11 protein-coding genes are annotated in these 11,139 nt (G+C 62.7%); 7 read left to right on the plus strand and 4 right to left on the minus strand.

The genetic code is table 11. The features are described 5' to 3' along the window. Nucleotides 1-82: 82 nt before the first annotated feature. Together WBB85_RS12385 and WBB85_RS12390 are read right to left on the minus strand one after the other, a co-directional pair. Complete coding sequence (locus WBB85_RS12385) at nucleotides 83-331, minus strand: sarcosine oxidase subunit delta (RefSeq protein ID WP_432638918.1); 249 nt, start codon at nucleotides 329-331, stop codon at nucleotides 83-85. A 7-nt stretch (nucleotides 332-338) separates the two neighbouring features. Continuing rightward, nucleotides 339-1,592 (minus strand): FAD-dependent oxidoreductase, encoded by a 1,254-nt coding sequence (locus tag WBB85_RS12390; RefSeq protein WP_432638919.1) that lies wholly within the window; start codon nucleotides 1,590-1,592, stop codon nucleotides 339-341. Nucleotides 1,593-1,731: 139 nt separating this feature from the next. Between WBB85_RS12390 and WBB85_RS12395 the strand changes: the two genes are divergently transcribed. Both WBB85_RS12395 and WBB85_RS12400 read left to right on the plus strand, forming a co-directional pair. Next, the gene (locus tag WBB85_RS12395) at nucleotides 1,732-2,817 is read left to right on the plus strand and encodes a hypothetical protein (RefSeq protein WP_432638920.1); all 1,086 of its coding nucleotides are present in this window, start codon (nucleotides 1,732-1,734) and stop codon (nucleotides 2,815-2,817) included. A gap of 11 nt (nucleotides 2,818-2,828) precedes the next feature. After that, complete coding sequence (locus tag WBB85_RS12400; protein WP_432638921.1) at nucleotides 2,829-3,446, plus strand: hypothetical protein; 618 nt, start codon at nucleotides 2,829-2,831, stop codon at nucleotides 3,444-3,446. Here WBB85_RS12400 and WBB85_RS12405 read toward each other — a convergent pair. Together WBB85_RS12405 and WBB85_RS12410 are read right to left on the minus strand one after the other, a co-directional pair. After that, nucleotides 3,418-4,071, minus strand: coding sequence for a glutathione S-transferase family protein (locus tag WBB85_RS12405; protein ID WP_432638922.1), 654 nt, complete (start codon nucleotides 4,069-4,071; stop codon nucleotides 3,418-3,420). The genes WBB85_RS12400 and WBB85_RS12405 overlap by 29 nt on opposite strands. Nucleotides 4,072-4,248: 177 nt before the next feature. Next, nucleotides 4,249-5,847 carry an ABC transporter substrate-binding protein gene (locus tag WBB85_RS12410; protein ID WP_432638923.1) on the minus strand — a complete coding sequence of 533 codons (1,599 nt, stop codon included), beginning with the start codon at nucleotides 5,845-5,847 and terminating at the stop codon, nucleotides 4,249-4,251. Between the two features lie 214 nt (nucleotides 5,848-6,061). Between WBB85_RS12410 and WBB85_RS12415 the strand changes: the two genes are divergently transcribed. The 5 genes from WBB85_RS12415 to WBB85_RS12435 form a co-directional block, all read left to right on the plus strand. Continuing rightward, on the plus strand, nucleotides 6,062-6,718 hold the full coding sequence (locus WBB85_RS12415) for a GntR family transcriptional regulator (protein ID WP_432638924.1): 657 nt from the start codon (nucleotides 6,062-6,064) through the stop codon (nucleotides 6,716-6,718). Nucleotides 6,719-6,826: 108 nt separating this feature from the next. After that, the gene (locus WBB85_RS12420; protein ID WP_432638925.1) at nucleotides 6,827-7,780 is read left to right on the plus strand and encodes an ABC transporter permease; all 954 of its coding nucleotides are present in this window, start codon (nucleotides 6,827-6,829) and stop codon (nucleotides 7,778-7,780) included. Next, nucleotides 7,777-8,640 carry an ABC transporter permease gene (locus WBB85_RS12425; protein WP_432638926.1) on the plus strand — a complete coding sequence of 288 codons (864 nt, stop codon included), beginning with the start codon at nucleotides 7,777-7,779 and terminating at the stop codon, nucleotides 8,638-8,640. The genes WBB85_RS12420 and WBB85_RS12425 overlap by 4 nt, the downstream gene beginning before the upstream one ends. Before the next feature lies 1 nt (nucleotide 8,641). Then, nucleotides 8,642-10,306: an ABC transporter ATP-binding protein gene (locus WBB85_RS12430; RefSeq protein WP_432638927.1), complete on the plus strand. Its 1,665-nt coding sequence runs from the start codon at nucleotides 8,642-8,644 to the stop codon at nucleotides 10,304-10,306. Between the two features lie 30 nt (nucleotides 10,307-10,336). Continuing rightward, nucleotides 10,337-11,139: NAD(P)/FAD-dependent oxidoreductase (locus WBB85_RS12435; protein ID WP_432638928.1), on the plus strand; the 803-nt coding region annotated here is incomplete at its 3' end.

Consider the following 11,139-nt stretch of genomic DNA (forward strand, 5'->3'; position numbering starts at 1 on the left):
GTCATCGCCTGCCCGTCGAAGCGGAAATGCAGCACCTGGCTGCGGTCGATCCGGCCACCTTGTGTCAGGCGGAAGGTTTGCGTCATTCGCCCACCTCCGGAAAGCGGTGGCTCTGGATGTCGCGTATGACCTCGATCCAGCATTCGCAACCGGCATGGTGGTACCACAACTCGCGCACTGGCCCTTCCGACAGTGTTGGCAGGTGCACCGCCCGGTGCCACGCGGCCACGTCGCCGCTGCCATCAAGTGGTGGCAACACACGCGCGGGGCCGCCATAGGCGAATTCCGCCTCGTCTCTCTCGCCGCAGTGGGGGCAGGGGATCAAGAGCATCGGGGCCTCAGTGCAACCATGGATAGGGGCCGATCCCGGCATCGTCGATCAGCGCACCGGTCGCGAACCGATCAAGCGCGAAGGGGGCCACCAGATCCGGCAGATGCCCGGTTGCCAGATGTTCGGCCATCGCCCAGCCCACGGCGGGGGTCGCCTTGAACCCGGCATAGCCCCAGCCCGCATTGATCAGAAGCCCCTCAATGGGCGCCAGACCCATGATCGCATTGCCGTCCATCGGGATATCGGCGGTGCCCGACCAATGCCGCATCAGACGCAGCCGCGAGAGATAGGGAAAGATCTGGACCGCGCGGGCCAGTACATCCTCCAGCCGCGCGAAAGATCCCCGCCGCGCCTGAGAGACATAGCCATCCGTCGCACCGCCAAGCACGAACTCGCCCTTTGCGGTCTGGCTGACATAACAAAGCCCGGCATTGTAGTTGACCACGCAATCAAGCGCCGGTTTGACCGGCTCGGTGACGCAGGCCTGAACGTTGATCGGCAGCAAAGGCAGTTCCAGCCCGGCCAGCCCCGCGACCCTGGCTGATTGTCCTGCGACCGAGACCATCGCCTGCCCGCAGGCGATGTCGCCCAGCGGTGTCCTGACGCCCGTCAGCCTACCGCCCTGAATGTCAAAGCCGGTGACCGGGCAGTTCTGGATCACATGCACCCCGGCAGCGGCCACCTTGCGGGCAAAGCCCCAGGCAACCGCGTCATGGCGCACGACCCCGCCCGCCTCTTGCAGCAGCGCCCCGGCGATGGGATAGCGCCCGCTGGCGCCAAGATTAAGGCCCGGAACCCGTTCGGCCAACGCCCCGGGCGTCAGGACCGTCGCATCCGCCCCGCCCAGACGCATCGCATTGGCGCGGAGGGTGAAATGCTCCAGCTCGCCATCCGAATGGGCCAGATCGACATAGCCGCGCGGCGAATACATCAGGTTGAAGTTCAGATCCTGCGCAAGATCGGCCCAAAGCTTCAGCGCGAAGTTCTTCAGCGCGAAACTTGCGGGCAGAAGGTAGTCGGAACGCACGATGGTGGTGTTGCGCGCGGTATTGCCGCCGCCGATCCAGCCTGCCTCCAGCACTGCGACATTGCAGATGCCGTGATTGGCGACAAGGTAATGTGCCGTGGCCAGCCCATGGCCGCCGCCGCCGATGATGACGATATCGTAACTCGGGCGCGGCGAAACCGGCGCCACGATCGGTGGCCAGCGGCGATTGCCGCTGAGCGCGTTCATGGCGAGGGTGATCCCTGAATAGCGCATTCCGGCCCCTGGGTTCGGCATTCCAACTGTGATCACAGATACTGAACTGCCGCATCTGAAGCAAGCGGGATATTCGCGCTTGATCTGTGATCTCAGATCGGTGAATGCTGCTGGAATGATCCATGGGGAAAGTGCCGTCATGATGCCCGATCCATCAAGTGCTGCCTTTGAACTGGGGGTGCGGAACCTTCTGTTGATATGCGCCGGGGCCCGGCCGGGTGACCGGGTGCTGCTGGTCGGCGAATCCGGCCCATCGCCCTATTTTGAGCCGGGGCTCTGTGACGCGGTCGCAGGTGTGGCGCGGCACCTTGGCATGACGGCCGAGGTGGTGATCGAACCGCCGGTCGCCGATGCCGACCATTTCCCTGCGGCGGTTCGCGAGGCGATGACGCGCACCGACCGGACAATCTTTTTCTCGCGGCTCGGCGATCAGGTGCGTTTCGCGCTGGGCCCCGGGCAGAGCCCGGCGGTCATGACCTATACGCTGTCGCAGAAATATCTGGGCCACGCCTTTGCCACAGCGGATTTCGCGGCGATGAAGGCGATGCATGACGCGCTTCTGGACCTGATCCTTGGCGCGGAAAGCTACCGGATCAGCGGCGCTTGCGGCACCGATCTGACCGGGCGGGTGCGCAAGGGTCGCAAGGATGCGGTGGCCGATTTCGCGCTGGAGCTTTTCCCGGTGATGATCTTTCCGCCGGTCGTCTGCGATGATCTGAACGGTGTGCTGGTGATCCAGCATTTCGTCTCGTCCTCCTCGACGCGGGCCTATGATGACAGCGTTCTGATCCTCGACGCCCCGATCCGCGTGACAGTCGAGAAGTCGCGCATGACGGCGTTTGAGGGGCCGGAAGGACTGGTCACCCGGCTGAAAAGCCAGCTTGAGCGGGCCGCAGGCCTGACCGGCGGCGACCCCTGGGCAATCAATTCCTGGCATACCGGCATCAACCCCAACACGTTTTTCGAGGGTGATCCCTACGCCGATCTCGAACTTTGGGGCACGGTCGCCTATGGCTCTCCGCGCTATACGCATCTTCATGCGGCGGGCAGGGATCCGGGCGATGCGGCCTTTCATCTGATGGATGCGACGATCAGCTTTGATGGCAAGGCGGTCTGGGACCGTGGGCGTTTCGTGTTTCTCGACCGGCCCGAGATTCAGGCCTTGATCGCGCCCGAGCACCGCGCCAGCCTCAACGCATCGGTTCTGCAAACCATCGGCATGTGACGGAGAGTGATTTGGCGGATAACAAGAGTGCTGTGGCCTGGGTCGCGGTCATCGGCGACGCGCAGGCCTCCGGCGATTTGGCCATGGCCTATGATGCCGTGCGCGGCGCGGATGGACGGGTCGAGAACCTTTACCTTGCGATGTCGCAGACACCCCGGGCGATCATCGCGGCCGATGATCACTACCGCGCGGTGCTGCACAACCCCGACAACCCGCTGGACGACTGGCTGGCAGAGTTTGCGGGAACCTTCGTGGCGATCCTTTGCGGGTCGGACTATGCTGCGCTGAACCATGGCGAGAATTTCCGCCTGTATCTGGGCGAAGATGCAAGCGCGGCGGCATGGCTGGCCGCATTGCGCGATGGCAATTGGCGCGATGTTCTTGAGGGCAGGGCGCTGGCGGTCGCGGAATTCACCGAAAAGCTGTCGCTTCGCCCGGCAGAGATGGATGAGGCCGATATCGCGGCACTGCGCGTCGCCGGTTTCGATGACAAGGCGATTTCCTACCTTGTCCAGATTGTCGCCTCCTTTGCCTATTGGGCGCGGATGATCAATGCGCTGGGCACCCGGCAGGAAGGGCCGGTCGGGTTGTCGGAAGATGTCATCCGTGCCCGGCGCGGGCCTTGCTGAGTTCTTCCGCATGCAGGGCAAGGATGCGCCGCACGGCCGGGCGTTCCAGCAGCGCCGCGCGCTGGCGCGCCAGATTGGGATAGGCCGCGATCCCTTCGGGGAAAATAACATCCCAGACCGCTTGCAGGGCCAGAATGTAATCGGGCACCGTTGGTGTCGTGCCAAAGAAATACGGGCCCCCGGCCAGTGCCGCGTCAAGCGTCGCATAGACCTTGCGCAACCGCAGCATTGAGGCGGATTTGAGTGCTGCCTGCCGGTCCGGCTCTGCGTGGTAAAACTCCGGATGGAACTGGATGATCACATCCGGTTGCAGGGTCGAGGCCAGATAGTGAAACCATTGCAGGAACAGCCCCCGGCGCGGATCGTCGGGCGGAATGGCCAACCCCGCCTCGGGATGGCGCTCGGCAATGTAAAGCGCCACTGCGCCGGTCTCGAATAGGGTGCCGTCGGGCCCGTCAAGCGCGGGGGTACGGCAATGCGGGCTGGCGGCCAGAAAGGCCGGGTCGGGCGTTTCGGTGAAAAGCTGCACCCAATGGACGGTGTAATCGGCGCCCACCTCCTCCAGCACGGCATGGGCTGACATCGCATAGGTGTCGGGGGCACAGAAAAGCGTATAGGCCGCCATGTCAGGCATCCTCCACGAGGGATTGCAGCTTGCTGCGCATTGTATCGCGGTAAGGCCACGCCCCAAATGGCCGCATGGCCCCTGCAACGCGCTGGTTCCCTGCCTGTCCCATTCCCGGCCCCGGAGCAAATTCCGGGCGGGCCGGATCGCTCCGGCCCGTCCCGTCAGCGTGACAGATCAGCCGTCGATCCAGGCCGTGCGCTGGCCCTGATAGAAGCCGAGCGGGCCCGAGCCATGCGGCGCGATGCCCTGAACCTCATTACGCGCGGCATCGACGAAGTTACGGAAGCCGAGTGTGGCATGACCACCATCCTCGTGCAGCATCATCTGCATTTCGTCATACATCTCTTTGCGCTTGGCGAAATCGGTGACCGAGCGCGCCTCAACCATCAGCTTGTCGAAATGGCCGTCGTTCCATTTCGTTTCGTTCCAGTCGGAGGTGCTGGCAAAGGCGATGCCGAAGATCAGATCCGGCACCGGCCGCGGATCCCAGCCCGAGGTGATGATTGGTTTCTGGATCCAGACGGCAGACCAGAAACTGTCGGCGGGCGGGTTGATGACGTTGAAGTTCAGGCCGCCCGCAGCGGCGCTTTGTTGCAAATGCTGAGCCGCAGCAAGTGAACCGGTGCCAGCTACATCCGACCCGTAAAGGTCGATGGGTGTGTTTTCCAGCCCCGCCTTCTTGATATGAAAGCGGACCTTGTCGGGATCATATTCGCGCTGCGGGATATTGGCGTTGTAATAGGGATCGATCGGCGCGATCGGATGATCGTTGCCAACCGAGCCGAGGCCCTTGAGCACGTTGTCGCGAATGCCTTCGCGGTCAATAGCATATTTCACCGCCATTCGGAAATCGGCATTATCCGTCGGCTCGCGGTCCATCATCATCGCGAGGTTCAGGAAGGCCCCGCTTGGTGCGTTGATGACCTGGGCCACGCCGCTGTTCTCGATCAGTCTGGTCGCCTTCTGGTCAAGTTGCAGCAGCACGTTGATATCGCCCGCGATCAGCGCGTTGATCCGTGCGGTATTGTCGCCGATGCCGATGAATTCCAGCTCATCGACATAGGGGCCGTCATCGGCCCAGTAGTTTTCGTTGCGCGCGAAAACATAGCGGCTGCCGGGCGTGAACTCGGCCACCTTGAAGGGCCCGATGCCGGGGAACTGGCCGGTGAAATCCTCAAGCCCGTTCTTGGTGACATGAACGCGGGTGTCCGACAGGATCATCGGGAAATCGGCATTGGGTGCGGCCAGATTGAAGCGCACCTGATGCTCGGCCAGCTTCTCTATACTGGCGATCTGGCTCATATAGGATTTGGCTGGCGATTCCGTGCCTTCGCGGAAATGCCGGTTCATCGAATAGATCACATCATCGGCACCAAAGTCCGACCCGTCGTGGAAGGTCACGCCCTCGCGCAGGTTGAAGACCCAGGACGAGGCATCCTCATTCGCTTCCCAGGATGTGGCAAGCCATGGCATGGGCTGCAGGTCGGGGCCGCGATTGACCAGATTGTCATGCACCGAATAGCCCATCTGGATATTCGAGGTGCTGTAGTATTTCGTCGGGTCAAGGTTGTCTTGCGCCTGCGCCGCTTCCGCCCCGATCACCAGCCTGCCGCCGGTCTTCGGTGTGGCCGCACGGGCGCGCTTTGCGGTAAGCCCGTTGATCAGCGTCGCCGATGCACCTGCCGCCGCAAGGGTGCCCATGAACCGGCGGCGGGAGATTCGGTTCTTCACATATTGCTGGAACATATAGGCGTTGAACTTGTCGTCTGACATGCGTTTCCTCCACTGTGGTCCCGGATGCAGATGGCCAAGGTCATTTGCTGCGGGGGTGTTATTGCGGTAACTGTGATCACAGACTGACGTCAGAATCAACGCTTTTGTCCAGACATGTTGTTCAATTCTCCTGCCGGGCCGCTCCGTATCGCAAGAGGTTGGCCAGCGGGCGCGAATTGAGATAGCACTCATAGGTAGATTGGATGAATTTTCGATGGATCAGAAAACCGAAACGGCCCCACCCCCGCCCAAGACCCTCAGCGCGACGGTCTATGAGGATCTGCGGTCGCGCATGATCATCGGCAAGCTGCTGCCCGGCGACACGATCTCGATCCGCACCCTCGCGGCGGAACATGGGATGAGCGCCATGCCGGTGCGCGAGGCGTTAAAGCAGCTGGCGCTTGAAAAGGCGCTGAGTGGTGCGGCGAAGCGGGCCTACCGGGTGCCGGATCTGACCCGCAATCAGGCTGCGAACCTGTTCCAGATCCGCGCCGTGCTGGAAGGGGGGGCGGCCGAGTCGGCTGCGCAGAACCTGTCGCCGCGCGATCTGGATGCGCTGCGCAAGTGGACGCGGCAGATGGATGCCGCATGGGAAGCACGGGATGCGTCAAAGTTCCTTGCCGCGAATTTCCGGTTCCACTCGCTCATCTACAGCCGGGCAAAAAACGAAGAGCTGTTCGACCTGATCGAAAATCTGCTGGTTCGGACCGGTCCGTGGCTGGCGCAGGGCATCCTGTCGCTGACCAGCCCGGATGACTGGCTGGGCGAGCATGACGCGATCATAGCGGCGCTTGAGGCGCGGGATGCGGCCCGCGCCCGCGCCCGTATCGAAGAAGATGCCCGTTGGGGGATGACCTTCTTTCAGGGCTGAGCCCGGCGGGCAAGCCGCGGCAATCAAGGCTTGCAATACGTGGAAATCTGTGATCACAGTTTTGTCTAGACATAACACTCTGCGGCTATCGGGGGGCGGCGCTGATCCATGAACATCACCGAGATTCTCGCGCGACGTCTGGTGATCGGTCTGGCAACATTGCTGTTCGTGTCGATCCTGGTCTTTGTCGGAACCGAGATTCTGCCGGGCGATGTCGCGAATGCCATTCTTGGGCGCGGTGCCACGCCGGAACTTGTGGCCCAGGTCCGCGAGAGGCTGGGCCTCGATGAGCCGCTGGTGGTGCGTTATTGGGTCTGGCTGACGCGGACCCTTACCGGCGACCTTGGCGCATCGCTTGCGAATGGCGCCGATATTTCGACCGAGATTGCCCGGCGCGGCATGAACACCGTCATTCTGTCGGTTTCGACGGCGCTGGTCGCGGTCCCGCTTGCGGTGACGCTGGGCCTTGTTGCGGCAACGCGCCCCGGCGGGCGGATCGACCGGCTGATCTCGGGCACCTCGCTGGCGCTGATCTCGTTTCCCGATTTCCTTGTCGCCGTGGCACTGGTGACGCTTTTCGCGGTGAAACTCGGCTGGCTGCCGGCCATTGCCTCGATCCGCCCGTCCTATGAGTTCCTCGACTGGGTGCGCATCCTGATCCTGCCGGTTACGGCGCTGGTCTTCACGATCCTCGCGCATATGGTGCGGATGACGCGGTCGGCGGTCCTGAACGTGTTGTCGAGCCCGGCCATCGAAATGGCGATCCTGAAAGGCGTGCCACGGCGGCGGCTTCTGGTGCGCCACGCGCTGCCCAACGCTTTCGGTCCGATCATCAATGTTATCGCATTGAACCTCGCCTATCTCGTCTCGGGTGTCGTGGTGATCGAGACGCTGTTCAACTTCCCCGGCCTTGGCCGCTACATGGTCGAGGCGGTCACCAACCGCGATGTGCCCATCGTTCAGGCCTGCGCAATGATCTTCTGCTCGGTCTATGTGCTTTTGAACCTTGCCGCCGATATCCTGTCGATCATCGCCAATCCGCGCGTGAGGTACCCCAAATGAGCGCGGATGCGACCGGGTGGCGCCATGAGCTGCGCGAGGCGATCTCTGATCTGACGCCGGGTGTCACCCTGGCCATCCTCTTTCTGCTGATCGTCGCAATCGCCGGGATGTTCGCCCCCTGGATCGCGCCCTACGGCGAGGGCCAGATTCTGACCAATGAAAGCTTTGAAGGCCCGTCGGCGGCACTTTGGCTTGGCAGCGATTACCTCGGCCGCGATGTGCTGTCGCGGCTGATCTACGGGGTGCGGGTGACGCTGTATCTGGCCCTGATCATCACGCTTTTGTCCTTCTCGTTCGGCGTGACGCTCGGGTTTCTTGCGGCCGCGTTCGGTGGCCGGACCGACATGATCATGAGCCGCCTCAACGATGCGATGCTGTCCTTTCCGGCGCTGATGCTGGCGCTCATAGTGATCAACTCGCTCGGCTCGTCCTTTCCGGTCCTGATCATCACCATCGCCTTTATCGACATGACGCGGGTCTTCCGGGTGGCGCGGGCGCTGGCCACCGACATCATGGTGATGGATTACGTCGAGGCCGCCGTGGTGCGCGGCGAAGGCAAGGGCTGGATCATCTGGCATGAGGCCTTGCCGAATGCCCTGACGCCGCTTGCCGCCGAATTCGGCATCCGCTTCACCTATGCGATCCTCTTCATCTCGGCGCTTTCCTTCCTTGGCCTCGGCGTCCAGCCGCCGCAGTCGGACCTTGGCGTGATGGTGAAGGAAAACATGCAGGCCCTGCTTTATGGCGCCTATACAACGCTTTACCCGGCCCTCGGGATCGCCGCGATTGCCGTTTCGATGAACATCTTCGTCGACTGGCTGTTGCAGCGCTCAAGCGCCAAGCTGCCGGATGAGATCTGATATGACCGAGCCGCTTCTTACCGTCAGCAATCTGACCGTCGCCGCCCGCGACAAGAAGGGGCGCGAGACGGTCATCGTCGATGACATCTCCTTCGACGTCCGCCCGGGTGAGGTTATCGCCCTGATTGGCGAAAGCGGTTCGGGCAAGACCACGATTTCGCTGGGCTGCATGGGCTATTCGCGCCCCGGCTGCCATATCATTGGTGGTGCAGTGCATCTGGGCGGGCAAAGTGTCCTTGACCAGTCGCTGCCCGAATTGCAGCACCTGCGCGGCAAGGACATCACCTATGTCGCGCAAAGTGCGGCCGCCTCGTTCAACGCCGCGATGCGGATCGACGATCAGGTCACCGAAATCCCCGTCATCTCGGGCACGATGAGCCGGGAAGAGGCGTTGGAAAAGGCACGCGGGCTTTATGCGGCGCTGGAACTGCCGGACCCCGACACCATCGGCCAGCGCTTTCCGCATCAGGTTTCGGGCGGGCAGTTGCAGCGGCTGATGGCGGCGATGGCAATGATCTCGGACCCGCGCCTTCTGATCCTGGATGAGCCCACCACCGCGCTGGATGTGACGACCCAGATCGAGGTGCTTTATTCCTTCAAGAAACTGATCCACGACAACCGGACTGCCGCGATCTATGTCACCCATGACCTGTCGCTGGTGGCCCAGATCGCCGACCACATCCTTGTGTTGCGCGACGGCAAGATGGTCGAATATGGCCCGACCGAGGAAATCATCCGTGCCCCCCGCGAAGACTACACCAGGGCCTTGATGGCCGCCGCCCATGTCATGCCCGAGGAAATCGCCTCGCCCGAGGCCATCACCGGCAAGGAAGCGCCGCTTTTGAGCGTCGCGGGCGTGACGGCGGGCTATGGGCCGGGCCAGCAGATCATCGCCCTGCGCAACATCGACATTGCGATTGAACGCGGCGAAACCGTGGGGGTGATCGGTGAAAGCGGTTCGGGCAAGACCACGCTGGGGCGCATCATCTCGGGCCTGATGGCGCCCAAGGCGGGCCGGGTGCTGCTTGAGGGCAAGCCTCTGGCAGGGCGGGTTGGGCAGCGGTCGCGCGATGAATTGCGCCAGATCCAGTTCGCCTTCCAGATGGCCGATGTGGCGTTGAACCCGCGCCAGCGGATCGGCAAGATCCTTGGCCGCCCGATGCGCTTTTACCGCGGCCTTGACCAGCGCGAGGCCGAGCGTGAGGTGGCGCGGCTTCTGGAACGGGTGGAACTGCCCACATCCTTCGCGCAGCGCTTCCCGCCCGAGCTGTCCGGCGGCCAGCGCCAGCGCATCAACCTTGCCCGCGCCCTGGCGGCTGAACCGAAGCTGATCATCTGCGATGAGATTACCTCGGCACTTGATACCATCGTCGCCCAACAGATCCTTGATCTGCTGGCATCATTGCAGGATGAACTTGGGCTCAGCTACATGTTCATCACCCATGACATCGCCACGGTGGCCCGCATCGCCGACCGGATCGCGGTAATGCGCCTTGGCCGGATCGTGCAGCAGGGCCCGGTGGATGAGGTGCTGACACCGCCCTGCCACGAATACACGCAACTTTTGCTGAATTCGGTTCCCGAAATGCGCACCGACTGGCTTGATCAGGCGGTGGTCGAGCGGCGCGATCTGGTCGCGGCCCTTGGCCGGGCCGAAGCCATCTGAAAAAACGAAATACCAAGCGGACAGGACAAGATGAAGACAACGGCGCGGGTTGTGGTGATCGGGGGCGGCGTTGTCGGCTGCTCGGTGCTCTATCATCTGGCGAAGATGGGCTGGACCGATGTGATGCTGCTGGAGCGGCAGGAGCTGACATCAGGGTCAAGCTGGCATGCGGCGGGTGGGCTTTTCACCGTGGTGCGCCCCAATGCCTCGGCCGAGATGCACCGCTACACCTTCCAGATCTACCGCGATCTGGAACAGGAAAGCGGTCAGGCCTGCGGCTTTCACTATACCGGCGGGATCAATATCTGCCGCACACAGGATGAGATCGACAGTAACGCGATGCTGCAAAGTGCCTGCCGCCGTCTTGGGATCGAAAGCCATTTCATCTCGCTGGAAGAAGCAAAGGAGCGCTGCCCGGTGCTGGACACCAGCCATATGGTCGGCGCGCTGTGGGAGGTGGAGGGCGGCCATGTCGATCCGGCCTCGGCCACGCAGGCCTTCGCCGCCGCCGCCCGCAAGCTGGGTGCGGCGATCCACCGCCACACGCCGGTCACCGCCACCCGTCAGCGCGCCGATGGCACATGGGATGTGGAAACCGCGCAAGGCACCATCCATGCCGAATATGTGGTTAATGCCGCAGGCCTTTGGGGCCGCGAGGTGGCGCGTCTTGCCGGGATCGAACTGCCACTGATGCCGGTTGAACACCACTATCTGGTGACCGAAACCCTGCCCGAGATTGCGGGCCTTGGCTTTGAACTGCCGCAGATCAACGACAATGAAACCGGCTGTTATGCGCGCCAGGAAGGGCAGGGCCTTCTGCTTGGCGCTTATGA

The organism is Albidovulum sp. (assembly GCF_049646345.1).
Classification (GTDB): domain Bacteria; phylum Pseudomonadota; class Alphaproteobacteria; order Rhodobacterales; family Rhodobacteraceae; genus Albidovulum.

What these genes read in the sequence shown, in the direction of transcription:
- WBB85_RS12405 (WP_432638922.1), bottom strand. Translation starts at nt 4,071, where the DNA reads ATGGCGGCCTATACGCTTTTCTGTGCCCCCGACACCTATGCGATGTCA.
- WBB85_RS12430 (WP_432638927.1), top strand. Translation starts at nt 8,642, where the DNA reads ATGACCGAGCCGCTTCTTACCGTCAGCAATCTGACCGTCGCCGCCCGC.
- WBB85_RS12425 (WP_432638926.1), top strand. Translation starts at nt 7,777, where the DNA reads ATGAGCGCGGATGCGACCGGGTGGCGCCATGAGCTGCGCGAGGCGATC.
- WBB85_RS12385 (WP_432638918.1), bottom strand. Translation starts at nt 331, where the DNA reads ATGCTCTTGATCCCCTGCCCCCACTGCGGCGAGAGAGACGAGGCGGAA.
- WBB85_RS12410 (WP_432638923.1), bottom strand. Translation starts at nt 5,847, where the DNA reads ATGTCAGACGACAAGTTCAACGCCTATATGTTCCAGCAATATGTGAAG.
- WBB85_RS12415 (WP_432638924.1), top strand. Translation starts at nt 6,062, where the DNA reads ATGGATCAGAAAACCGAAACGGCCCCACCCCCGCCCAAGACCCTCAGC.
- WBB85_RS12390 (WP_432638919.1), bottom strand. Translation starts at nt 1,592, where the DNA reads ATGCGCTATTCAGGGATCACCCTCGCCATGAACGCGCTCAGCGGCAAT.
- WBB85_RS12395 (WP_432638920.1), top strand. Translation starts at nt 1,732, where the DNA reads ATGATGCCCGATCCATCAAGTGCTGCCTTTGAACTGGGGGTGCGGAAC.
- WBB85_RS12420 (WP_432638925.1), top strand. Translation starts at nt 6,827, where the DNA reads ATGAACATCACCGAGATTCTCGCGCGACGTCTGGTGATCGGTCTGGCA.